Annotated in this window: 25 protein-coding genes; 8 read left to right on the forward strand and 17 right to left on the reverse strand. The window is 67.1% G+C overall.

Annotated features, from left to right (window positions below; all coding sequences use genetic code 11):
• The 5 genes from AB4Y99_RS05865 to ychF form a co-directional block, all read right to left on the reverse strand.
• A partial coding sequence (locus tag AB4Y99_RS05865) for an MFS transporter (protein WP_441522674.1) occupies positions 1-839 on the reverse strand: 839 nt, incomplete at its 3' end.
• Positions 840-885: 46 nt separating this feature from the next.
• The gene (locus AB4Y99_RS05870; RefSeq protein WP_441522675.1) at positions 886-1581 is read right to left on the reverse strand and encodes an RraA family protein; all 696 of its coding nucleotides are present in this window, start codon (positions 1579-1581) and stop codon (positions 886-888) included.
• 8 nt (positions 1582-1589) lie between these two features.
• On the reverse strand, positions 1590-2285 hold the full coding sequence (locus tag AB4Y99_RS05875; protein ID WP_441522676.1) for a FadR/GntR family transcriptional regulator: 696 nt from the start codon (positions 2283-2285) through the stop codon (positions 1590-1592).
• A 212-nt stretch (positions 2286-2497) separates the two neighbouring features.
• Positions 2498-3511 (reverse strand): MaoC family dehydratase, encoded by a 1014-nt coding sequence (locus tag AB4Y99_RS05880; RefSeq protein ID WP_441522677.1) that lies wholly within the window; start codon positions 3509-3511, stop codon positions 2498-2500.
• 22 nt (positions 3512-3533) lie between these two features.
• A complete protein-coding gene (gene ychF, locus AB4Y99_RS05885) occupies positions 3534-4631 on the reverse strand; it encodes a redox-regulated ATPase YchF (protein WP_038359234.1) in 1098 nt (365 codons plus the stop codon).
• A 207-nt stretch (positions 4632-4838) separates the two neighbouring features.
• Here ychF and AB4Y99_RS05890 point away from each other — a divergent pair, with 207 nt between their 5' ends.
• The gene (locus AB4Y99_RS05890; protein ID WP_038359231.1) at positions 4839-5438 is read left to right on the forward strand and encodes a DUF5666 domain-containing protein; all 600 of its coding nucleotides are present in this window, start codon (positions 4839-4841) and stop codon (positions 5436-5438) included.
• Positions 5439-5614: 176 nt separating this feature from the next.
• Here the strand turns inward: AB4Y99_RS05890 and pth are convergent, their stop codons facing one another.
• The 6 genes from pth to AB4Y99_RS05920 form a co-directional block, all read right to left on the reverse strand.
• Entirely contained in the window at positions 5615-6229 is a 615-nt protein-coding gene (gene pth / locus AB4Y99_RS05895) for an aminoacyl-tRNA hydrolase (protein WP_441522678.1), read from the reverse strand.
• 149 nt (positions 6230-6378) lie between these two features.
• Positions 6379-6999 (reverse strand): 50S ribosomal protein L25/general stress protein Ctc, encoded by a 621-nt coding sequence (locus AB4Y99_RS05900; protein WP_441522679.1) that lies wholly within the window; start codon positions 6997-6999, stop codon positions 6379-6381.
• A 179-nt stretch (positions 7000-7178) separates the two neighbouring features.
• Entirely contained in the window at positions 7179-7742 is a 564-nt protein-coding gene (locus AB4Y99_RS05905; protein ID WP_441522680.1) for a VUT family protein, read from the reverse strand.
• Positions 7732-8460, reverse strand: coding sequence for a 7-cyano-7-deazaguanine synthase QueC (gene queC / locus AB4Y99_RS05910; protein ID WP_441522681.1), 729 nt, complete (start codon positions 8458-8460; stop codon positions 7732-7734). The genes AB4Y99_RS05905 and queC overlap by 11 nt, the downstream gene beginning before the upstream one ends.
• A gap of 7 nt (positions 8461-8467) precedes the next feature.
• Positions 8468-9412: a ribose-phosphate pyrophosphokinase gene (locus AB4Y99_RS05915; protein WP_112762763.1), complete on the reverse strand. Its 945-nt coding sequence runs from the start codon at positions 9410-9412 to the stop codon at positions 8468-8470.
• Between the two features lie 228 nt (positions 9413-9640).
• Positions 9641-10222 (reverse strand): hypothetical protein, encoded by a 582-nt coding sequence (locus AB4Y99_RS05920; RefSeq protein WP_441522682.1) that lies wholly within the window; start codon positions 10220-10222, stop codon positions 9641-9643.
• Between the two features lie 195 nt (positions 10223-10417).
• On the opposite strand from AB4Y99_RS05920, the gene AB4Y99_RS05925 reads away from it, so the two are divergent.
• From AB4Y99_RS05925 to AB4Y99_RS05950, 6 genes are all read left to right on the forward strand, one after another.
• Positions 10418-10672, forward strand: a complete 255-nt coding sequence (locus AB4Y99_RS05925; RefSeq protein ID WP_038359218.1) for an accessory factor UbiK family protein — start codon at positions 10418-10420, stop codon at positions 10670-10672.
• 304 nt (positions 10673-10976) lie between these two features.
• A complete protein-coding gene (locus tag AB4Y99_RS05930; protein WP_038359216.1) occupies positions 10977-11483 on the forward strand; it encodes a type III secretion system chaperone family protein in 507 nt (168 codons plus the stop codon).
• Positions 11484-11602: 119 nt separating this feature from the next.
• Positions 11603-12424, forward strand: coding sequence for a pyrroline-5-carboxylate reductase (gene proC, locus AB4Y99_RS05935; RefSeq protein WP_113252624.1), 822 nt, complete (start codon positions 11603-11605; stop codon positions 12422-12424).
• Positions 12425-12590: 166 nt separating this feature from the next.
• The gene (locus AB4Y99_RS05940; protein ID WP_441522683.1) at positions 12591-13349 is read left to right on the forward strand and encodes a TetR/AcrR family transcriptional regulator; all 759 of its coding nucleotides are present in this window, start codon (positions 12591-12593) and stop codon (positions 13347-13349) included.
• 151 nt (positions 13350-13500) lie between these two features.
• Positions 13501-15489 (forward strand): methyl-accepting chemotaxis protein, encoded by a 1989-nt coding sequence (locus AB4Y99_RS05945; RefSeq protein ID WP_441522684.1) that lies wholly within the window; start codon positions 13501-13503, stop codon positions 15487-15489.
• Complete coding sequence (locus AB4Y99_RS05950) at positions 15486-15845, forward strand: tRNA-binding protein (protein WP_441522685.1); 360 nt, start codon at positions 15486-15488, stop codon at positions 15843-15845. The genes AB4Y99_RS05945 and AB4Y99_RS05950 overlap by 4 nt, the downstream gene beginning before the upstream one ends.
• Here AB4Y99_RS05950 and AB4Y99_RS05955 read toward each other — a convergent pair.
• Together AB4Y99_RS05955 and AB4Y99_RS05960 are read right to left on the reverse strand one after the other, a co-directional pair.
• Entirely contained in the window at positions 15842-16792 is a 951-nt protein-coding gene (locus AB4Y99_RS05955) for a pyridoxamine 5'-phosphate oxidase family protein (protein ID WP_441522686.1), read from the reverse strand. The two genes, AB4Y99_RS05950 and AB4Y99_RS05955, sit on opposite strands and share 4 nt — an antisense overlap.
• The gene (locus AB4Y99_RS05960; RefSeq protein ID WP_441522687.1) at positions 16785-17414 is read right to left on the reverse strand and encodes a glutathione S-transferase; all 630 of its coding nucleotides are present in this window, start codon (positions 17412-17414) and stop codon (positions 16785-16787) included. The genes AB4Y99_RS05955 and AB4Y99_RS05960 overlap by 8 nt, the downstream gene beginning before the upstream one ends.
• Positions 17415-17525: 111 nt before the next feature.
• Here AB4Y99_RS05960 and AB4Y99_RS05965 point away from each other — a divergent pair, with 111 nt between their 5' ends.
• Complete coding sequence (locus tag AB4Y99_RS05965; protein WP_441522688.1) at positions 17526-18425, forward strand: LysR family transcriptional regulator; 900 nt, start codon at positions 17526-17528, stop codon at positions 18423-18425.
• 30 nt (positions 18426-18455) lie between these two features.
• On the opposite strand, the gene AB4Y99_RS05970 is transcribed toward AB4Y99_RS05965, so the two are convergent.
• The 4 genes from AB4Y99_RS05970 to AB4Y99_RS05985 form a co-directional block, all read right to left on the reverse strand.
• Positions 18456-19154 (reverse strand): alpha/beta fold hydrolase, encoded by a 699-nt coding sequence (locus AB4Y99_RS05970; protein ID WP_142021669.1) that lies wholly within the window; start codon positions 19152-19154, stop codon positions 18456-18458.
• A gap of 75 nt (positions 19155-19229) precedes the next feature.
• Positions 19230-20519: an ATP-binding protein gene (locus tag AB4Y99_RS05975; protein ID WP_441522703.1), complete on the reverse strand. Its 1290-nt coding sequence runs from the start codon at positions 20517-20519 to the stop codon at positions 19230-19232.
• Positions 20520-20683: 164 nt separating this feature from the next.
• On the reverse strand, positions 20684-21418 hold the full coding sequence (locus tag AB4Y99_RS05980) for a response regulator (RefSeq protein WP_441522689.1): 735 nt from the start codon (positions 21416-21418) through the stop codon (positions 20684-20686).
• A gap of 143 nt (positions 21419-21561) precedes the next feature.
• A complete protein-coding gene (locus AB4Y99_RS05985; RefSeq protein ID WP_081925153.1) occupies positions 21562-22083 on the reverse strand; it encodes a MarR family winged helix-turn-helix transcriptional regulator in 522 nt (173 codons plus the stop codon).
• Positions 22084-22255: the final 172 nt, after the last annotated feature.

A 22255-nucleotide genomic window follows, 5' to 3' on the forward strand; every position in this document is an offset into this window, starting at 1 on the left:
GTGTTGATCATGTAGCTGAGCGAGAAGGCGCTCAGGATATAGGCGTTGGCATTGTGGCCGGTGACGCTCAGGAAGCCGAACAGGACCTCGCGCGGGCTRTTGCGGAAGAGCTCGCCGAGCGGCACGCGCTGCTCGTGGCGCTTCGCCTCGGCGCGGGCCATCGCCGCGACATATTCCGGCGTCTCGTCGAGATGCTTGCGGATATAGAACGCGACCAGGAACAGCGCGCCCGAGATCAGGAAGGGAACGCGCCAGGCCCAGCCCAGCAGCACATCCTCGGGCAGATAGGAGATCAGCAAGAAAGAGAGCGTCGCCAGCATGATGCCGACGAGCGTCGCGGCATTGGGCAGCCCGGTGTAGAAGGCGCGCTTGCTGGGCGGCGCGTATTCCGCGACGAGGACGATGGCGCCGGCGAGCTCCGCGCCCGCACCGAAGCCCTGGATCAGGCGCATGAGCACGAGCAGGATCGGTGCTGCAAGGCCGATGCTTTCATAGGTCGGCAGCAGGCCCATCAGCACGGTCGCCAGACCCATCAGGGTGATGGTCAGGATCAGGGCCGGCTTGCGGCCGAACGTGTCGCCAATATGCGAGATGACGATGCCGCCGACGGGGCGCGCGAAATAGCCGACCGCGAAGGTCGCGAAGGCGGCCAGCACACCGGTCGTCGGCGAGAGGTTGGGAAAGAACAGCTTGTTGATGATCACGCCCGAGGCGGCGCCGTAGAGCGCGTAGTCGTACCATTCGATCACCGTGCCGACCGTCGCGGCGGTCACGGCCTTGCCGAGATTCGCCCGGCCGGCCTCGGTCGCCGCCGGCGTGGAAGCGTCTGTCGTCGTCATATCTGTGGGCGTTCCTCTTTTGATTCTGTCCGTTCGCGGCGCCCGCTCACATGATTCCGGTCTTGGCGAAGATCGCGGTCGTCGTCTCGCCCGCCAGGATCATGTCCCGGACATCGTTCTCGCCGCGCACCTTGTCGAAAGCTGCCGCCAGAACGTCCTTTTCGTGCCTGGCCGGGACGATGACGACACCATCGATATCGGCGACGACGAGGTCTCCGTTCTCGACGCGGCAGCCATTGCCGAAGCGCAGAGGGCAGCGATAATCGATGACGCGGCCGCGCACACGCTGGTCCTGCGCATAGCTGCCCGCCGAAAAGATCGGGAAGCCCAGACCCAGGATCTCGCGGGTATCGCGGTGGTAGCCGTCCAGCACGGCGCCGACCGCGCCGAGCTTGGCGGCACGCGTGCTCATCAGGCCGCCCCAGAGCGCATAGGTCGGCGAGGAGCCGGTGCAGATATAGATCTCGCCGGGCTTCAGATCGTCGAGAGCCTCGAACATCAGGCCGAAGGGCTCTGCGCCGCCGCGCGCGGCGGTGTCGCCGGCGCAATCGGCCTCCTGAACCGTCATGGCCCTGCCGGCGATGACGGTTCCGGGCACCAGAGCCCTGATTTCGGGCGGAAGGAACTGGCTCGTCAGCCCCATCGCGTCCATCACGTCGCCGAGAACGGCGGTGTACAGCTTGGCCTTGATCTCGGCGAACAGGGCTTCCTCCGGCGAGGCGATAGCGGGATTGGCTGTCATGATGGTCCTCAGTTCTGGGTGAGTGCGCGCTCGAAGCGGCCTATGGCGGAGGCGAAATGCGCGGCCATGCCGGTGCGGGCACGTCCGGGATCGCCGGCGATGACGCCGGCAGCCGTTTCAAGATGGACTTCGACGATCACGCCCCATTCCTCGGCATTGCGGGCGAGGCTGAGGCCGCTGCGGGTCGACCGGCTGGCGACCTCGCTGATGCCGGCGAGCAATGAAGCGAGCAGATGATTGCCGCTCGCTTCGGCCAGGGTCTTGTGGAACTGGATATCGAGGCGCCAGAAGGTCTCGACGTCGCCGCGCGCTGCTCCGAGCGCCGCTGCCAGCCTTTTCAACTCGGCAGCTTGCTCGGGGCTACGGTTCAGCGCGGCAAGCTCGGCCGCGACCTCCTCGAGCCCGCGCCGCACATTCATGACGTCCAGCATCCTGACCTGGCCGATCGCGAGGCCATGATTCATCAAATTGGCGAACGGCGCCTGCGCCAGGGCCGAGACGGTCGGGCTGCGCCCGCTCGACACGGTGATGAGGCCGCGTCCGGCCAGCGCATTCGTCGCCTCGCGAACGGCCGGCCGGCTCACTTCGAACTGGCGTGCAAGCTCCGACTCGCTCGGCAGGGCGTCGCCGGGGCCGAGTCCTTCCTCGAGGATCAGCCGGACGATGTAGTCGGCGACCTGATCTGAAATGCGTACCTGTTTCACGCGATCGCGCCCGGAGTTTCAGGGCGTGAGTTCTCGTTTGAGCTTGCTTGTCTGTCAAGCTGTATGACAGGTTTGGCGCGACTTTAATGTGAATGGCGCTCGGCGGCGCTGAGAAGGTCGAGGCTGAGAAGTCGGCTGCCGCAAAATTGCCGATTGGGGCGATGCGGGGGAAACTGCCCGCGCGCTTCGGACCCGCGACCGAGACGATGCGCTTACGCCGGCTTCCGCTCGACGAACACGCAGCCGTCGAAGCTGAAGACCTCTTCGCCGCGCTGGTTGACGCCGGTGTTGCGGTGGAAGAACAGGCCCCATTGCGGGCGCGAGGCGCTTTCGCGCTTGTCGGCGACTTCGGAAAAATAGGTGATGCGGTCGCCGGCGAGGACCGGCTTCGACCAGCGCAGGTTCCTGAAGCCGGGCGAGGGGCCAAGACGCGCCGGGCGGCCGGTCGTCATGGCGAGCTGGCGYTTGCGRTGMGMGACCATSGTYGCCATCCAGACCGMSGCCGTATGCCAGCCCGAGGCCGCGAGCTGGCCGAAGAGGCTGGTGCGCGCCGCCACCTCGTCCATATGGAAGGGCTGTGGGTCGAAACTGCGGGCGAAGGCGACGATCTCGTCGGGCGTGAAGACGAAGCTGCCGAGCTCGTAGCGCCGGCCGATCTCCAGCTCCTCGAAGAAGCGCGTCGGTTCGGGGGCCTCGGCCGGCGCGATCAGCGGGCTTTCCGAGGCGGGGCGTTCGTAATGCGGCGCATGGGCAAGCCAGTCGCCGCTGGGCTGGGCTGCGACATCGGAACCCCTGCGGCCGAACATGATCCAGTTGGTCTGTTCGAGGACGGGCTCGTCGCGCTGGTTGAGCAGTTCGAAGCGGAAGCGCACCAAACCCATCTCGGGACGGGAGCGCGAGGCTTTGGTTTCGAGCACGGTGCGCCGGGCGCTCAAGACATCGCCGGGGAAGACGGGCCTGAGCCATTTCACCTCGTCGATGCCCGGCGCGCCCATCGCGGTCGAGCCGAGCAGGAAATCCTCCGCGATCAGCCGCATCAGCAGCGCGCAGCTATGCCAGCCCGAGCCGATCAGCCGGCCGACGAAGCTCGCCTTCGCCGCTTCCGGGTCGGTGTGGAAATCCTGCGCGTCGTAGCGCGAGGCGAAGGCGATGATGTCGTCCTGCGAGACGGCGATGCCGCGCGTATGGACGCTTTCGCCGACGACGAAATCCTCGAACTGCAGCATCGGCCGGCCCCCTGCTCGCGCCTCAGTTCGCGAAGCGGAAATGCAGCACGTCGCCGTCGGCGACGACGTATTCCTTGCCTTCGAGCCGGAACTTGCCGGCCTCGCGCGCGCCTGCCTCGCCCTTGTTGGCGACATAGTCGTCATAGGCGATGGTYTCGGCSCGGATATAGCCCTTCTCGAAATCGGTATGGATCACGCCGGCGGCCTGCGGCCCCTTGGTGCCTTGCTCGATCGTCCAGGCGCGGGCTTCCTTCGGGCCCACGGTGAAATAGGTCACGAGGTTGAGCAGCTTGTAGCCGGCGCGGATCACGCGGTTGAGGCCGGGCTCGTCGAGGCCGACCGCTTCGAGATAATCGGTCTGTTCCTCCGGCGGCAGCACCGCGATCTCGCTCTCGATCTTGGCGGAGACGACGACGGCGACGGCGCCTTCTTCGGCCGCGCGCGCCTTCACCAGTTCGGAGAAATGATTGCCCTTGTCGGCGCTCGCCTCCTCGACATTGCAGACATAGAGCACGGGCTTGGAAGAGAGCAGGCCGAGAAGCTCGAAGGTGCGACGCTCGTCCGCTGCGACCTGGACGAGACGGGCCGGCTTGCCGTCCCGCAGCAGCACGAGGCAGCGATTCATCAGATCGGCCAGTTCCTTGGCCTCCTTGTCGCCGGACTTCGCCTTTTTCTCGAGCGGCTGGACGCGCTTCTCCAGGCTTTCGAGATCGGCCAGCATCAGCTCGGTCTCGATCGTCTCGATGTCGTCGATCGGCGAGATCTTGCCCTCGACATGGGTGATGTCGCCGTCCTCGAAGCAGCGCACGACATGGGCGATGGCGTCGCATTCGCGGATGTTGGCGAGGAACTGGTTGCCGAGACCCTCGCCGCGCGAGGCGCCGCGCACGAGGCCGGCGATGTCGACGAAGGTGAGCCGCGTCGGGATGATCTCCTTGGAGCCGGCGATGCCCGCGAGCTTCTCGAGCCGCTCATCCGGCACCGCCACGTCGCCGACATTCGGCTCGATGGTGCAGAACGGGTAGTTCGCGGCCTGCGCCGCCGCCGTCTGCGTCAGCGCGTTGAAGAGGGTCGACTTGCCGACATTCGGCAGGCCGACGATWCCGCATTTGAARCCCATGATCGCCTATCCGATGCGCTGCTGCGGCCGAAAAGGCGGGCGCGCGCGATGTTGCAGAAATGATGGCGTCTTATTGGGGGGAGAGCGCCGTAAACACAAGGGGCAGGGCCGAATGGCAGGGCAGCGGCCTCACGGGAACGTGCATGGCGACCGGCCGACGGCGCGTGCTGGATCGCTCAGCCGAGACATCTCGATAGGATCGCTCCCATGCTTCGCCTGCCATCCGTTGCCACCATCGCGTTGCTGGCCACCTCCGCAGTACTTGCCCAGACGCCCGGTACGCGGCTGCGCGGCGAGGTCGAGGCCATGAGCGGTTCGGTGCTGACGCTCAAGACCTCCGATGGCCGGGAGGCGAAGGTTGCGCTGGCCCCGGGCTTCTCCGCCGGCGGCGTGGTGCCCGCCAARGCCTCCGACATCGCCAAGGGCGCCTTCATCGGCGTCGGCGCCAAGCCGCAGCCTGACGGGACATTGCTGGCGGTGCAGGTGATGATCTTCCCCGAGGCGATGCGCGGGACCGGTGAGGGTCATCGGCCATGGGGCGTGCTGCCGGATGCGACCATGACCAATGCGACCGTGGCCGATACGGTCTCGCGGGTCGATGGTGCCAATCTCGTGCTGAGCTATCCCGGTGGCGAGCAGAAGGTGACGATCACGCCGGACGCTGCCATCCTGATGGCCGCGCCGGCCGATGCGGCGGAGCTCAAGCCCGGCGCGCAGGTCGCGATGACGGCAAGCCGCCAGGCCGATGGCAGCTACAGCACGAGCCGGATCACCATCGCCAAATCGGGTGCCAAGCTGCCTTACTGAAAGAGATTATCTTTTCGGCAGGACCCCCCGTCGTTCCGGACAGGCGGCGAGGCAGCGCTGATCCGGAACCCATCGGAGGGTTCGGCGCTCTACAATGGATTCCGGCTCTGCGCTTCGCTTGCCCGGAATGACGAAGTCATTTCCGGACTAACGACGGCGTTCTTCGGATCCGGACGTCAGCCTTCGCTCTTCTCGCCCAGCCGTTTCACGGCGGCGTGGCCGCGCGCATCCATGAAGAGATGCACCTTGTTCTGGAAGCCRGCATCRTCRYSSGCGGCGAGSAGAGKGGCGWARTCGGCGCAGGCSGTGCAGAGATCCTCGACCCAGGGCTGCTCGGCCTTGCCGAAATCGTTCAGCACATAGCCGTGGACCAGCTCCTTCAGGCCGGGATGGCCGATGCCCATCCGCACGCGGCGATAATCGTTGCCGATGGCCGCGGTGGTCGAGCGCAGGCCGTTATGGCCGGCATTGCCGCCTCCCAGTTTGATCCGCAGCTTCGCGGGGGCGAGGTCGAGCTCGTCGTGGAAGACGACGACATCGGCGGGCGCGATCTTGAAGAAGCGGRCGGCCTCGCCGATCGCGCGGCCGGATTCGTTCATATAGGTCTGCGGCTTGAGCAGGATGACCTTCTCGGTGCCGATCGTCGCCTCGCAGGCCTCGGCCTGGAAGCGCGAGCGCCAGGGGGAGGCGCGATGCAGGCGGGCGATCTCGTCCACGGCCATGAAGCCGATATTGTGCCGGTTGCGGGCATAGCGCGCGCCGGGATTGCCGAGRCCGGCRAAGATCAGCATGGCGGGACTCCGGCAGGCTTATCGATTCAGCATGGGGCTCGGCCGAAAAGCGCAAAGCACTTTCGGTCCGATGCCATAGCAAAACGGCCGGGGGAGCCCGGCCGTCTCGTGATCGTTCCAGGTGAACGGCGCCGGGCGGCGCCGTTTCATCAGGCCTTGGCTTCGGGAGCGGCTTCCGCGGCTTCGGCAGCGACGGGCTCGGCCTCGACGGTCGGCGCAGAGATCGTGACGATGGTGGCGTCAGCGCCAACGGTGAGCTTGGCGCCCGCCGGAAGCTTGATCGCGTCGGCATGGATGGAGTCGCCGACGTTCAGGCCGGCCACCGACACGTCGATGGACTCCGGAATGCTGTCGGGCTCGACGGTGACTTCGAGGGCGTGCTCGACGATCTGGACCAGGCCGCCGCTCTTGACGCCGGGGCTCTGCTCCTGACCGACGACGTGAACCGGGACCTGGACCGTGACGGTCTGGCCCTTGGCGACGCGCAGGAAGTCGACATGGATCGGGAAATCCTTGACCGGGTCGAGCTGGTAATCGCGCGGAATGACGCGCTGCTTCTCACCGGCGACTTCGATCTCGAAGATCGTGGTCAGGAAGTGGCCGCCGAAAATCAGCTGGCGGGTCTTGTTGGCGTCGAGCGCGATGGCTTCGGGAGCGGCGCCCCCACCATAGATCACGGCAGGCGTCTGGCCCTGGCGGCGAACAGCACGGGCGGCCCCCTTGCCGACCTGTGCGCGCGCCGAAGCCTCGATTTGCTTCACGGCGGTCATGTTGGATGTCCTTGACTTGTAAAATGACAAGGCCGCCTCGTGGCGGCCATCGGATTGCGCGCCCAGAGCCTCCAAGGGTGTCAGCCGGGCGCGTGGCTGCTCATAGGCGAAAACCATCGCGATCTCAAGTCCGTTCAGGCCGCGGTCTCGAAACCGGGGCGGCCTGAACGACGGAGAGGTCAGGCGGCGACCAGGCCCAGGCGTTCGTCGCGGCGGCGCAGGAGCTGCATCAGGGGCAGGGCGATCACGATCATCCAGGCCTTGCCGATCACCTGGCCGGCGAGGAAGTCGAGGCTGCCGAAAGCCAGATGCAGGAAGATGACGCTGTCGACGACCAGCCCGACGAAACCGGAAGCGACGACTGCGGTGACGAAGCGCCGGCGCTGCAGCGGCGTATAGACGGCGAAATCGGCGAGCTCCGACAGGGTGAAGGCCGCGACGGRGGCGATCACGATCGCCGATGGCGCCAGCAGCGCGGAAATCAGCGTGCCGATCGCGATGGCGGCAAGGCCTGCGGCCGGGCCCAGGCGCCGCTGAACGATGTCGCGCAGCACCAGTGCGAGCCCGATCATCAGCACGCCGCTCGGGGCGCTGATGCCGGGCCAGACCGGGACGAGGCAAGGGCCCTGCGGCACGCAGACCGTGCCGACATTGCCGATCATCCAGTTCGCCGCCGGGATGGTGAGGCCGAACAGGACGAGCGCGATGACGCCCTCTGTCAGCCGCTGACGATCACGTGTCATAAGATGGTCCGCTGTTGCCGGGTGCGGCCAAATAGGCCGCAAAGCCTTTCGCACGCAAGTCGCAGGCCGGGCAATGCCCGCAGCCATAGCCCCAGCCATGCCGCGTCGCCCGGTCGCCAAGATAGCAGCTATGGGTCTCTTCGAGAACGAGGTCGAGCAGGGCCTGGCCGCCGATCTCGCGGGCGAGAGCGAAGGTCTGGGCCTTGTCGCGCCACATCAGCGGGGTGTGCAGGACGAGCCGCCGGTCAAGGCCCAGGCCGAGCGCGACCTGCATCGCCTTGATGGTGTCGTCGCGGCAGTCGGGGTAGCCGGAATAGTCGGTCTCACAGACGCCGAGCACGATGTGGCGCAGGTTGCGCCGGTAGGCGAGCGCCGCCGCGAAGGTGAGGAAGATCAGGTTCCGGCCGGGAACGAAGGTGGTCGGCAGGCCCGTCTCGGCGAAGACGATCTCGGTCTCGCGGGTCAGCGCCGTCTCGGAGATGGCGCCCAGCGCCGCGAGATCGACGACATGATCCGGTCCGAGCCGCTCGGCATAAGTGGCGGCGAGGGCGGGCAGCTTCGCCCGGATCGCCTGGCGGCATTCCATCTCGATGCGATGGCGCTGGCCGTAATCGAAGCCGATCGTCTCGACCGCGTCGAAACGATCGAGCGCCCAGGCCAGCGCGGTGGTCGAATCCTGACCACCGGAGAACAGCACAAGGGCGCGCGACTCTCCCAAGGCGGGCTCAGTCGAACAGGCTGGAGACGCTGGTCTCGCTCGCCGTGCGCTCGATCGCCTCGCCCATCAGCGCGGCGATGGAGATGACGCGGATGTTGCGAGCGACCTTGACCGCCTCGGTCGGCATGATCGAGTCGGTGATGACCAGCTCCTTGAGCTTGGAGCTGGCGATACGCGCCACCGCTCCGCCCGAGAGCACGCCATGGGTGATGTAGGCGAAGACTTCCTTGGCGCCCTGATCGAGCAGGGCCTCGGCGGCGTTCACCAGCGTGCCGCCGGAATCGACGATGTCGTCGATCAGGATGCAGGAGCGGCCTTCGACCGAGCCGATGATGTTCATCACCTCCGACTCGCCCGGCCGGTCACGGCGCTTGTCGACGATGGCGAGCGGCGCGTCGATGCGCTTGGCCAGYGCACGSGCCCGGACCACGCCRCCGACGTCCGGYGARACGACCATGGCGTTCTTCCATTCCAGCCGGTCCTTGATGTCGCGCGCCATCAAGGGGGCGCCGAACAGGTTGTCGGTGGGGATGTCGAAGAAGCCCTGGATCTGGCCGGCATGGAGGTCGAGCGTCAGCACGCGGTCGACACCGGCATGGGCGATCAGGTTGGCGACGAGCTTGGCCGAGATCGGCGTGCGGCCGGAGGCGCGCCGGTCCTGCCTTGCATAGCCGAAATAGGGGATCACCGCCGTGATGCGCTTGGCCGAGGAGCGGCGCAGCGCGTCGGTGACGATGAGCAGCTCCATCAGGTGGTCGTTGGTGGGGAAGGAGGTGGACTGGATGATGAAGACATCCTGCCCGCGCACATTCTCCTGAATCTCGACGAAGACCTCCATATCGGCGAAGCGCCGGACGGACGCCTTGGCGAGCGGAATGCTGAGATGGTTGCAGATGGCTTCGGCGAGCGGCCGATTGGAATTGCCGGCGACGACTTTGAAATGAGAGGCCATGCCGTGGCGTACCGTTGGAAGAGGCGGGGCGCGAGCCAGCAGGGCGGGCTCAGTTGGAAGCGCTCTTAACAGCGCCGCCGCATGGAGTCGACCGCTGCGCTGCAATATCCGCATGCAAAACATATGACAAAGAAGGGCCGGCGGCATGTCCGGCCCGCGGAACGGGGAATGAAGCCCTCGGATGCGGCTGTCGGGGAGGGCCGGTTGRCTCAGTCCCAAGAGGCGATGTCAGAGCCGCTTGCCGTTGCCTGCCGAGGCGGTGTGGGTCGCGGTATCCTTGCCGCCGGCCTTCGCCTTGCCGCCGCTCTTCTCGGCCGGCCCCAGCGCGGCCTCGGCGGCAGGCGTTGTGACGAGGAAGCCCGCGATCRCGTCCATCGAATCCGAGGCAGCCTTGGCGACCACGGTCTGGTCGATGCCGGCCCAGGGATCGGAACCGCCGCCGCGCTTGCCGATGCTCTCGCCCTGGACGCGCTGGGCGCGCTGCTTGGTCGAATCATAGACGTCCCAGACGAAGGCGAGCGCGGTCTGGCCGTCCTCGGTCGGCTGGGCGGTGAGATAGCCCTTCACGCGGAAGCGCGCCGGCTTGTCGCCCGGCACGATTTCCATCTTCCGCTCGGCCGCCGCCTCGCCGAGCAGGCCGGCGAAGTTCGTCGTCACGTCGTCGGGCGCGCCGGAGATGCTCTGGACCGAGACGGGGACGCCGGGCGCGTCGACGCGCGGGCGGGCCGCGGTCTGGGTGGTTTCCTGGCAGCCTGCGAGGGCAAGCGCAAAAACCGGCCCCAGAGCGAGGCCGCTCAAACGATGAAACATGACGCCTCCCGCCCTTTGGGCTGTGGATCGCTGCGAACTACCCTGTGCGCTCTTTCTAGGCGCATCGCCGGGCAAGGTCCAGATCGGGCGGTGAGGCGATCCGTCCGTCGCCGGCCGTGGCTTTCGATTGCGATGCGGGCGGGCTTCTCCCATATAGGCCGGAAAGCGGATGCCCCATCCGCCCGGGAGACAGCCATGGCCAGCACCAGCAACCGCTTCCTCGACGACATCGCCCGCCTCGCGACCGATGCGGCCGGCGCCGCGCAGGGCGTGCGCCGCGAGGTCGAAACCGTCGTCAAGACGCAGATCGAGAAGCTGCTGCGCGAGCTCGACGTCGTGAGCCGCGAGGAGTTCGAGGCGGTGCGCGAGATGGCCCTGATCGCCCGCGAGGAGAACGACAAGCTGGCGGCGCGCCTGGCGGAGCTCGAGGCGAAGCTCGCCAAGTCCTGACCGGGGCACCCTGACCTAAGGTTTGCGTGTCCACAGCCAAGTGCTGTGGACAGAGCCTGCGAGGGATTGAGCCCGGCGCCCGAATCCGCGGAGCTTCGGCGCTGTGTTGGGAGCGTCACAGCGCCTGCGCTATCGTCGGTGGAAAGAATTGATTCGCTAAGCAGATTCGCTCTGCCGAGGCGGACGGGAACGCTCCTCCCCGGAGCGTTGCGGAGGTGAGTTGCGTTCCTTCGGCTTTCCAGTCGCCGTGTTCCTCTTCTCGAACGCGCCGGATGCGCCTGCATCCGGATGGTGGACCTAGGGCATGATGGATCTCGATATGGATGCCGATGCGGATCGGCCCTCCAACCCTCTCGACCTGTTCGAACGACTCGCTTCCCTCAACAACTGGACCTTCGATCGCGACAGCGAGGACGAGCTGTCGGTCTCGGTGACCGGCGGCTGGGCCGAGTACCATGTCGCCATCACCTGGCTCGCCGAGGTGGAGGCCCTGCACATCGCCTGCGCCTTTGACCTCAAGGTGCCGGAACGGCGCCGCGGCGAGGTGCTGCAACTCGTCAGCCTGGTCAATGAGCAGCTCTGGCTCGGCCATTTCGACCTCTGGAGCAGCGAGAGCATCGTGATGTATCGCCATGCGCTGCTCCTCTCCGGCGGCGCGGAACCGACGGACGAGCAGGCCGCGGCCCTGATCAAGAGCGCGATCGACGCCTGCGAGCGCTACTATCAGGCCTTCCAGTTCGTCGTCTGGGCCGGCAAGACCGCCAAGGAAGGACTCGAAGGCGCGATGCTGGAAACGATGGGCGAGGCCTGAGGGCACCGCACCGCGCGTCATGGCCGGGCTTGACCCGGCCATCTCTTGCAGGCTCTGGTCCTGAAATGCCTGGGGCAAGCCCAGACATGATGTTCGTTCCCAGCCGCCGAGGGCCTGCCATGACCGCTTCCTTGCCGCAATCGCTCGTTCTGATCGGCGCGGGCAAGATGGGTGGGGCCATGCTGGAAGGCTGGCTACGCATCGGGATCAATCCGGCCGGCATCAGCCTGATCGACCCCAAGCCGTCGGATGAGATCGTCGAGCTCGCGGGCGAGAAGGGGATGCGGCTGAACCCCTCGGCGAAGGAGATCCCGCCGGTCGAGGTGCTCGTGCTGGCGACCAAGCCGCAGATGCTGGACACGGCCGCTCCGGCCGTGCAGGCTTTCATCCATCCCAAGACACTGCTGATCTCGATCCTGGCGGGCAAGACGCTGAGCGACCTCGCCGCGCGGCTGCCAAATGCGGGCGCGATCATCCGCGCCATGCCGAACCTGCCGGCCTCGGTGCAGCGCGGTGCGACGGCGGCCGCGCCGGGCAAGGGCGTCAGTGCGGCGCAGCGCGCGACCGCTGACGCCCTGCTCGCCAGCATCGGCAAGGTCGAATGGCTCGACGACGAGGCGCTGATCGACGCGGTCACGGCGGTGTCGGGCTCGGGGCCGGCCTATGTCTTCCATATGGTCGAATGTCTTGCCGCGGCCGGCGTCGAGGCGGGGCTTCCGGCCGATGTCGCCGAGCGGCTGGCGCGCGCCACCGTCGAAGGGGCGGGGGAATTGCTGTTTCAGTCGCCGCTGCCGCCCGGGACGCTGCGCCAGAACGTGACCTCTCCCGGCGGTACGACGGCGGCGGCGCTCGAAGTGCTGATGGCGGAGGACGGCCTCAAGCCGCTGATGCGAAAGGCCGTCGCTGCTGCCAAACGTCGCGCCGGCGAGCTTTCCGGCTGACGCCGTTCGGCTTTTTGTCGAAAGGCGAGCGATTCCAGCCTCTTGCGTGAGGGGTTCCCTTCGCGCGAGCCGGCGTCCGCGTCGCCCGAAAATGCGCCGGGCGGTCTTCCACCTGCCACGATGGCGGCTTACCTTCTCTTGAGAGCGAAGCGAGAGGAGCAGAGCCATGGCCCGCAAACCCGTTTCCACCAAGGCCGAAGCCGCCGAGGCGACGGCCAAGGAAGCCAGCAAGCCGGCCGATCCGCGCAAGCGGGCTGTCGATGCGCTGATGAACCTGGCCGCAAGCCGGCCATGGGGCGAGATCGAGCTTCCTGATATCGCGACCGAGGCGGGGCTGATGCTGGCGCAGCTGCGTGGGCTTTTCCCGTCCAAGCTCGCCATGCTGGGTGGCGTGACCCGTATCGTGGACGATGCCGTGCTCGCGGGGGTGTCGGACGATCTCGCCGGCGAGCCCATCCGCGAGCGGCTCTTCGATCTCGTGATGCGTCGGCTCGACGCGATGGCGCCCTATAAGGCAGCTCTGCGCAGGATCGTGCCGGTCATCCGCCGCGACCCGCTGACGCTGGCGGCGCTCAATCGCGGTGCGGTGAATTCCTGGCGCTACATGCTGGCCTCCGTCGGCATCCCGACGGAAGATTCGCTCGGGGCCTTGCGCGTGCAGGGCGCGGTGCTGCTGATGGCGCGTGTCTCCGACACCTGGCTGGACGACGACGAGCCGGAGCTGTCGAAGACCATGGCGCGGCTTGACCGCGAGCTGAAGACCGCCGGCCGCATCATGGCGCGGGTCGAGGATGTGCACCGGCTGACGGCGCCGTTCCGGGGGCTGGCGCGGGCGATCTGCTCGGGCCGCCCGCTGAAGGCGCGGCGGCGCGAGCGGGCTTCCGAGCGTGGCGAGGACAACGAGGATTACGCGCCGGCGATCTGACCGGCGCTGCCTCTGCGGAAAGGTCCGCGGGCGGGCGTCGCTTCCGCCTGCGCCGGCAACCCCCGAACATGGCCGAAACGCGACGATTTTAAGCGCGCTTTAGGCAATTCATGGGAAAGGACGACACTTCTCCTCGCGTGCAGGACAGGCGATGTCGTTCTTCCGGAAAATTGCGACCCTATCGATCGGTCGTTCCTTCGCCCTGATCGCGGGCCTGGCCGTCATTATCGCGGCCGGAGGCGTCGGCTACACGCTGAACGCCGCACACACCGAAATGCTCGCCCTGAAGCGCGCCGAGATGAAGAACGCGGTCGAAGCCGCGGCGACCACGGTGAAGAGCTATCTGGCGCGGGCCGAGGCCGGCGAGCTCAAGGAGGACGACGCCAGGAAGATGGCCATGGAGGCCATCGGCAATGCGCGCTTCGACAACGGCAACTACTACTTCATTGTGAATTACGACGGCATCAGCGTGCTGCATGCCAACAAGAAGATCCAGTCGACCGACATGAAGCCGCTCAAGGATGCGGACGGCAAGTTCTTCGTGCAGGACATGGTCGCGCTGGCGAAGGCGAAGGGCGAGGGCTTCCTCGACTATGGCTGGCTCAAGATCGGCGACAGCCAGCCTTCGCTGAAGATCTCCTACGTCATCGGCATTCCGAAGTGGCAATGGGTGGTGGGCACGGGCGCCCATGTCCAGGATGTCGACGCGGCTTTCCTCGGCATGGTCGGCGGCGTCGCCAAAGTCCTCGTTCCGCTGGGCCTGCTCATGCTTGGTCTCGTCATCGTCCTCAGCCGCCGCGCCTCGCGGATGCTGACCGCTTTGTCGTCCTCGATGAACGAGCTCGCGGCGGGCGATCTCCAGGCCGAGATCGCGCATCAGCAGCGGCCGGACGAGATCGGCTCGATGGCGCGCGCGCTCGTCGTCTTTCGCGATCAGGCGCTGGCCAAGGAGGCGATGGAGGCGGACAAGCTGCGCGCCGAGGAAGAAGCGGCCGGACATCGCAGTGCGGCCGACACCGAGAGGCGGCGCAACGAGGCCGACCGCGTGGAGCAGGCGCGTGTGCAGGCCGATGTCGTCCAGGCGCTGGGCGCGGGGCTCGAGCATCTGGCCGGCGGCGATCTGACCTATCGGATCGACGAAGCGTTCTCGGCCGAATACGTCAAGCTCAAGGATGATTTCAACGCCGCCATCGCCAAGCTGCAGGACGCGATGCGCCAGATCGCGACCAATACCGAGAGCATGAAGGCGGGCTCGGTCGAGATCAGCCAGGCGGCGGACGATCTCGCCGGCCGCACCGAGCAGCAGGCCTCCTCGGTCGAGGAGACGGCCACCGCGCTCGACCAGCTCACCGCCACCGTGCGCCAGACCGCCGAGAGCGCGCGCCTCGCCAACCAGGCGACCGAGCAGGTCAAGACCGAGGCCGAGCAATCGACCAGCATCGTGCGCGATGCCGTGACGGCAATGGGCGGCATCGAGAAATCGGCCCAGGAGATCTCGCAGATCGTCGGCGTGATCGACGAGATCGCCTTCCAGACCAATCTGCTGGCGCTCAATGCGAGCGTCGAGGCGGCGCGCGCCGGCGATGCCGGCAAGGGCTTCGCCGTCGTTGCCTCCGAGGTGCGCGCCCTGGCGCAGCGCTCGGCTTCGGCGGCCAAGGAGATCAAGGGGCTGATCGACGCTTCGACCCTCGAGGTCGAGAAGGGSGTCGCGCTGGTCGGGCAGACCGGCGGGGCGCTGCAGCGCATGGCCTCCGAGATCGCGCGTGCCACCGGCCTTGTCGCCCAGATCGCGGGCGCGGCACAGGAGCAGGCCTCCGGCTTGCAGGAGGTCAATGCCGCGGTCGGCGAGATGGACCAGGCGACGCAGCAGAACGCGGCCATGGCCGAGCAGTCCACCGCCGCGGCSCATKCGCTGTCGCAGGAGGCCGACCGGCTCTCGGCGCTCGTCGCCCGCTTCCAGATCGGCGGCGATGCCGCCAGGCTGCAGGCGATCGCCCGGACGATGCAGGCGGCGGTCGCTCCGGCCCCACCAGCACCGCGCCCGGCTGCGCCACGGGTCGCAAAGGTTTCCGCCGGCGTGGCGGCTGCCGCCCGCAAGCCCGATCTCGATGCCCATGACAAGGGGTGGGAGGAATTTTGAGCGCGTCCCAGGAAACAGCCGCGACGATCRGCTTYGACGATTTCCTCAAGGTCGAYATYCGYGTCGGYACSATCGTCGAGGCGGAGCCTTATCCGGAAGCGCGCAAGCCGGCGATCAAGCTGGTGATCGATTTCGGCGGCACGATCGGGCGGAAGAAATCCTCCGCCCAGATCACCAAGCATTACCGGCCGGAGGATCTGCCCGGCCGGCAGGTGCTCGCCGTGGTCAATTTCCCGCCGCGCCAGATCGGCAAATTCATGTCGGAGGTGCTGACGCTGGGCATGCCCGACGCCGATGGCGAGGTCGTGCTGATCGGCCCCGGCCATGCCGTGCCGGATGGCGGGCGGCTGTTCTAGACAGCGCTGGCCAAAGCGGGTTGGTCCCAGAGGCCGGTCTGCAAGGTGGTCGGCGCGTAAGCCGGTGCTGACCAGCGCAGCGGTAGCGCATTTTCACGACGCCAGCCGCGCCCGACATGAAAGCGCCAGAGCCGCTCCGCGCCATCGAGGCGGGCGGCTTCCGGATCGTTCCAGAGAATCTCGACTGCACCCTGGAGCTGCAGCACCGTGCCCGTGCGGAAATCGACGAAGAGCAATGCGGCGCGCGGCTCACGCAGGAGATTGCCCAAGGTGTTGAAATAGCTGTTCCCGGCGAAGTCCGGCACCGTCAGCGCATCGTCGTCGATGCGGACGAAGCCGGGTCTGCCGCCACGGTGGGACATGTCGATACCGGCGGCCGCACCTGCATCCGTCCCGGCAGCGCTCGCCACAAAAAAGGTATCGGCTGCCGCGATCAGCTGTCGTGCCGGTGCGTCGAGACGGGTGAACTCTACCGCTTCAGCCGACCCCGGCACTGTCCAACCTTCGATCGTGCGGGTCTGGATGTATTTGGCGCAATTTCCGAAACTCTGAGTGACGGCGACGGAGAAGCCGGTTTCTCCGACCGCTGCGATCGTTCCGTTGGCGCGATTGCGCCGCCGCGTCTCGAACTGGATGCCGAGAAGGCCGATTCCCGCTCCAGCTTGGAAGGCCTCGGCGGCAGGGTCCTGCGTCGAGGGCAGCGCCCTGACGATGAGGGTGTTCGGCGTCGGGCTCTCGATCAAACCTGGAGGTCCGGTCAGCACTGTCGCGAGCGGCCAGCCCTGCGCGTCCAGAATGCCGGCGAAGAACCAGGGCAGCTCGGCGAAGAACAGGCGGTGCTGATCCGGCATGAAGCCACGGATGCCGCCGCCGCGCGAGAACTGGCCGGCGCGTGCCTGCACCTCCAGCTCGCCGCCATGGAAGGGCGTGAGGGACGCGTCAATCATCGCTGGTCTCCTCGGGCAAGGGCGAAGGCGGGATTGGCTTGAAGAAGGACAAGGCCTCGATGCGGGCGAGCCAGGCCCGCAGGGACGGATAGGACGCGAGCGACAGCCCGCCTTCCGGCGCATGAGCGACATAGGAATAGCAGGCGAGGTCAGCCAATGTCGGATGGTCCGCTGCCAGGAAGCCGCGCTTGCTGAGATGCGCCTCCATGAAGGGAAACAGGCGCTCGGCAACGCGCCGGGCCCTTGCCTTGTCGTCGCACAGGCCGAACTGAACGATCATGCGGGCCGTCGCCGGACCGTGCATGACCTCGCCTGCGGCAATGGACAGCCAGCGCTGGACCTGGGCGGCTTGCAGCGGGTCGAGCGGTAGCYAAGGACCCYGTGGATCATAGCGCCGCGCGAGATAGACCATGATCGCGTTGCTATCGGCGAGAGCGAGATCGCCGTCTTGAAGCACCGGAATCTGGCCGAGCGGATTGAGCTGGAGAAAGGCCTCGCTTCGGCGGACATCGGCCGGGGCCGCCTCGAAGCGATAAGGCAGGCCGAGTGCCCGCAGCAGCAGCTCGACGCGGTGGGTGTGACCCGAGAGGGCCGTGCCGTGAAGCGTGATCTCCGTGTGCATCGCCGATCTCCCTGCAGCCGCCATATGCGCCGGGGATAAGATCGTCATTTCGCCATTCGAGCGAAATCTGCTATCAATTGAAATCAGAATTCCAAAATCTGAAACAATGGCATGGACCGGCTGGACGAGCTCGCCATCTTCGTCGCGATCATCGAGGCTGGCAGCCTTGCCGGCGCGGCGCGACGCCTGCGCCGCTCGCGCCCGGCCGTGACCCGCGCGCTCGCGGCGCTGGAGGATCGCGTCGGACAGCGGTTGATCACGCGCTCGACCCGCCGCTTCATGCCGAGCGAGGCCGGCCGTGAACTCGCTATTGCGGCGCGCCGTGTGCTCGGCGATTACGCGGCTTCGCTCGGCGGCGTCTCCGAGGCGCCGGTCAGCGGACTGCTGCGCATCACGGCGCCGCTTTCCTTCGGGCGACGCCATGTCACGCCGCTGGTCTCGGAATTCCTCGATCTTTATCCGCAGGTGCAGGTCGAACTGGTGCTGGCCGACCGCAATCTCGACCTGATCGAGGAGGATCTGCAGGTCGCCGTGCGGATCGGGCCCCTGCCGCATTCGCGTTTTCGCGTGCGCAAGGTCGGCGAAGTCAAGCGCATCCTGGTGGCTTCGCCGGCTTATCTGGCAGGGGCGCCGCCGTTGCGGCGGCCCTCGGACATCGCCGCCCATGAGACGATCGTCAGTGTCGCCGCGACCCCGATCATGACTTGGCAGTTCGGCGGCGCCGGGCGGCGCAGCCGTGTGGCGCTCACGCCCAGGCTGATCGTCAACGAGGTCGAGTCGGTGCTGATCGCGGCACGGGCAGGGCGAGGCCTGGCCCGCCCGCTCTCCTATCAGGCGGCCGACGACATCGCCGCCGGAACGCTGGTGCGCCTGTTGCCGGAATTCGAGCCAGAGGCGCTGCCGGTGCAATTGGTGACTCCCGGCGGCCGGCACCCGCTGCCACGGGTGCGTGCTTTCATCGACCATGCGGTCGAACGCCTGCCGAAGCTTGCGCCGATCGGCGCCGCGTAAGGCGTGCAGACCGTTCCGGCATCGGAGGCTCTAGCGCAACGAGCCGGCGAAGCTCGCTATCGCTGAAACGACCTGACCCTCGCGGCCGATGAAGCCGTGATAGGCGCGCGCCTGGCAGGGATTGCCCGTCGAGGATCCGCCGTCGATCCAGAGCAGGCGCGCCTTGCCGCCGGTCCATTGCTGAAAGGCGACGGCCGATTCCGGCAAGGTGACGCGGCACGTGTCCTGGCGATGATGAATGATCAGCGTCGGCGGCAGGCGCCCGGGATCGCCGATCATGCCGCGCGCCTCGTCGAGCATCGACGAGGCGAAGACGATGCCGTCAGGCCGCGCCGGCAAGGTCCCCGCGACCTTGAGCGCGCCGCGGCTCATCGCGACGACGATCACCCGCGGCGCGATGGCGCGCATATATTCGACCGCCTTGGCCGGGTCGGCATTGGCGTCGAGCGTGATGCTGGCGATGCCGCTGCGCAGATAGGCGCTACGTGTCCTGACGATCCAGTTGCCGTCACGTGCGACGCTGCCATCCGAGCCGATGCCGACATAGCCGTCGCCGCCCGTGAGGAGCACGAGGCCGGCGCGGGCCTTTCCGGCCGGCTTGTCCAGCAGGGCCCGGCCTCCGCCGAACAGGCCTCCGCCGAGATCGACGACCTCCTCGGCGCGGGCTGCGGCGATCGAAAGGAGGAGCGACGCCACCAGAAGCGCTGCAACGATCCGGAATGTCTGCATGGCGAGCCCCAACAAGCAAACTTTGAGACCAGTTACGGCTCCGGGCCGACAAGTGTCGAGTCGCTTTCCGCTGCGTCAGACCGGCRGCCGCACCGTCGCGCGCAGGCCGCCGAGCGGGGAATCGCCGAGCATGATGTCGCCGCCATGGGCGCGGGCGATGTCGCGAGCGATGGCGAGGCCGAGGCCGGTGCCGCCGCCATCGACATTGCGGGCCTCATCCAGGCGGAAGAAGGGGCGGAAGACCTCCTCGCGCTGGTCCGGCGGAATGCCGGGGCCGTCATCGTCGACGGTCACGATCAGATAGCGCGCGTCATGGGTGGCGCGGATCGCGATGCGGTCGCCATAGCGGGCGGCGTTGGAGACGAGGTTGGTCAGCAGGCGACGGAAGGCATCGGGCCGCACGACGACCAGCGGGTCGCCCATCACCTCGAGCGCGGTCTGGTGCCCCTGCCGCTCGGCATCGGCCTTCAGCTCCTCGAGCAAGGCGCGGATATCGGTCTCGACGGGGACCTCGCCGGCATCGCCGCGCGCGAAGGCGAGATAGTCCTCCAGCATGCGGCTCATCTCGTCGACATCCTTCTCCAGCGCTTCGATCTCGGATGATCGTTCCAGGAGCGCGAGCGAGAGGCGGAAGCGGGTGAGGATGGTCCGAAGGTCGTGGCTGACGCCGTTGAGCATTGTGGTGCGCTCGCCGATGGCGCGCTCGACACGGCGCTTCATCTCGATGAAGGCATTGCCGGCTCGGCGGACCTCGCGGGCGCCGCGCGGGCGGAACTCGGCGTCGCGTCCCTTGCCGAAGGCTTCCGCCGCATCGGCGAGCTTGAGGATCGGCCGGATCTGGTTGCGCAGGAACAGCACGGCGATGGTCAAGAGGATGAGCGAGGTGCCGATCATCCAGAGCAGGAAGATGTGGCTGTTCGAGGCATAGGCCGCGTTGCGCCGGGTCAGGATGCGCATCACGTCCTTGCCGAGCTTGATGCGGATTTCGATCAGGCTGGAGCGGCCGACCGTGTCGAGCCAGAAGGGGCGCGCGACCTGCTGGCTGAGCTCGGTCGAAAGCGCGTTGTCGAGCAGCGAGAAGAASGGGCGGGGKCCCGGWGSSGGCAGRTCGGYRTCSGGRATGATGTCGACATCCAKGCCGAGSCGCTCGGCGGCGATGCGCGAGAGCGTCGTGATGTCGGCATCCTGCGGATAGCTTTCATAGACGTCGATCAGCATGGCGATGTCGGCCGAGACGGCGGCGGAAAGCCGCTGTGTCACCAGCTGCCAATGGCGCTCCATGAAGACATAGGCGATGACCGATTGGAGCAGCACGACAGGCGCGATGACGATGACCAGCGCGCGCGGGTAAAGCCCCTTGGGCATGTAGCGCGCGACGATATGGAGCGGCCGGCCGATCTGTCTCAGGACCGGCTTGATGGCGCTGTTGGCCCGGTGTGCGAGGCGGGGCAGGGCGGAGCGGGCGCGCGCGAGCCAGGTCGTCGCGACCTGCAGCGCGCCTCGTCCTTTTCCGTCCTGCTGAACCGGTGTCACGTCCTGTCCGTCAACRGCCTGTAGCCGACGCCGCGGACGGTCTGGAGGTAGAGCGGATCGGCCGGGTCGCGCTCGATCTTGCGGCGCAATCGGTTCATCTGCACGTCGACGGTGCGGTCATTGGCGGCGGAACCCTGCGCGGCCAGCTCCTCGCGCGGCACGACCTCTCCGGCGCGCTCGGCCAGCGCCGTCAGGATTTCGCGCTCGCGCTCGGTCAAGCGGATGGTCTCCTCGCCCTTGCGCAATTCGCCGCGTGCCAGCCCGTAGAGGAAGGGGCCGAAGCGGACGAAATCCGGCCGCGTGCCGGATTGCGCGGCCTCGACGACCACGGTGCGCTTCAGGATATTGCCGAGGCGCAGCAGCAATTCACGCGGTTCGAAGGGCTTTGCCAGATAATCGTCGACGCCGATCTCCAGCCCGTTGACGCGGTCCTTGCCATCGGCGCGGGCGGTCAGCATCAGGATCGGCACGGCGGAACCGCCGCGGAAGCGGCGGGCGAAGTCGAAGCCGTTCTCGCCCGGCATCATCACGTCGAGCACGATGGCGTCGAAGACGAGGTTGTCGAGGCGCGTATCGGCTTCCGCGGCATTGGCGGCCGTGGTGACGCGGTAGCCGTTGTCGCCGAGAAAGCGCGCCAGCAATTCGCGCAGGCGCCGGTCGTCGTCGACGACGAGCACATGCGGGGCCTCATCGGGCAATATCTTGCGGGCCGGCTTCGCCGGGGCTTCCATTGCGATCATCCGAGCGTCTCTATTCGTCGCGTATCCCTTGGCGCGACCCTCCGGCCCTCATAGCACAGGGCGATGACGGGGTCGTCAATCGATCGCAGGAGCCCGGCTGCCCGGTGGCCGCAGGGCCGGCGCGGCATCGCGGCTCAGGCGCCGGAGAGCAGTCCCTGCACCTTCGGACGTTCGGACGGGTCGATCAGTGCGGCGAGATAACGCGCGATGGTCTCGGCCGCTTCGGGGCCGACATTGTCGAGCGCCGCCATGATCCGCTTCGACTGGAGCTGGACGAGGCGCTGCGCCAGATCCTGTCCGGCCGGTGTGGTGTGGAGATGGCGCTGGCGCTTGTCCTGGCGCCCGGTGCGCTGCTCGATATAGCCCTTCTCGACCAGCTCCTTCAGCACGCGGTTGAGGCTCTGCTTGGTGATCTGGAGGATGTCGAGCAATTCGGCGATGGTCAGCCCCGGCCGGCGCTGCACGAAATGCAGCACGCGGTGATGGGCGCGGCCGAAGCCGTAATCGGCGAGGATACGGTCGGGATCGCCGACGAAGTCGCGATAGGCGAAGAAGAGCAATTCGATCAGGTCGAAGGGGACGGGCGCAGCCGTCGCCGGCAAAGGGGCTGCCCCCTTTGGCACGATCGGTTCCGAGCGGGTCTGGCTCTGGGCCAAAAAAGCTCTCCAGAAATTTAGGTCAACGTTGTTGACATATCTCAGACGGAAGATTACCAGTCAAGCGCGCTGAGCGAACGATTATTTCAAAGCGTGTCGTGGCAGCGCAGCTTTAGACCCATGCTTGCGTTCCGGATTCGGCTGTGCCGGAGTTCGGATGAGGAAGCACCCA

The organism is Allobosea sp. TAB14 (genome assembly GCF_052113865.1).
In the GTDB taxonomy this organism is placed as follows: domain Bacteria; phylum Pseudomonadota; class Alphaproteobacteria; order Rhizobiales; family Beijerinckiaceae; genus Allobosea; species Allobosea spartocytisi.

What these genes read in the sequence shown, in the direction of transcription:
- AB4Y99_RS05870 (WP_441522675.1), bottom strand. Translation starts at nt 1,581, where the DNA reads ATGACAGCCAATCCCGCTATCGCCTCGCCGGAGGAAGCCCTGTTCGCC.
- AB4Y99_RS05900 (WP_441522679.1), bottom strand. Translation starts at nt 6,999, where the DNA reads ATGACCGCCGTGAAGCAAATCGAGGCTTCGGCGCGCGCACAGGTCGGC.
- AB4Y99_RS05925 (WP_038359218.1), top strand. Translation starts at nt 10,418, where the DNA reads ATGGCCAGCACCAGCAACCGCTTCCTCGACGACATCGCCCGCCTCGCG.
- AB4Y99_RS05930 (WP_038359216.1), top strand. Translation starts at nt 10,977, where the DNA reads ATGATGGATCTCGATATGGATGCCGATGCGGATCGGCCCTCCAACCCT.
- proC (WP_113252624.1), top strand. Translation starts at nt 11,603, where the DNA reads ATGACCGCTTCCTTGCCGCAATCGCTCGTTCTGATCGGCGCGGGCAAG.
- AB4Y99_RS05940 (WP_441522683.1), top strand. Translation starts at nt 12,591, where the DNA reads ATGGCCCGCAAACCCGTTTCCACCAAGGCCGAAGCCGCCGAGGCGACG.
- AB4Y99_RS05955 (WP_441522686.1), bottom strand. Translation starts at nt 16,792, where the DNA reads ATGATTGACGCGTCCCTCACGCCCTTCCATGGCGGCGAGCTGGAGGTG.
- AB4Y99_RS05965 (WP_441522688.1), top strand. Translation starts at nt 17,526, where the DNA reads ATGGACCGGCTGGACGAGCTCGCCATCTTCGTCGCGATCATCGAGGCT.
- AB4Y99_RS05970 (WP_142021669.1), bottom strand. Translation starts at nt 19,154, where the DNA reads ATGCAGACATTCCGGATCGTTGCAGCGCTTCTGGTGGCGTCGCTCCTC.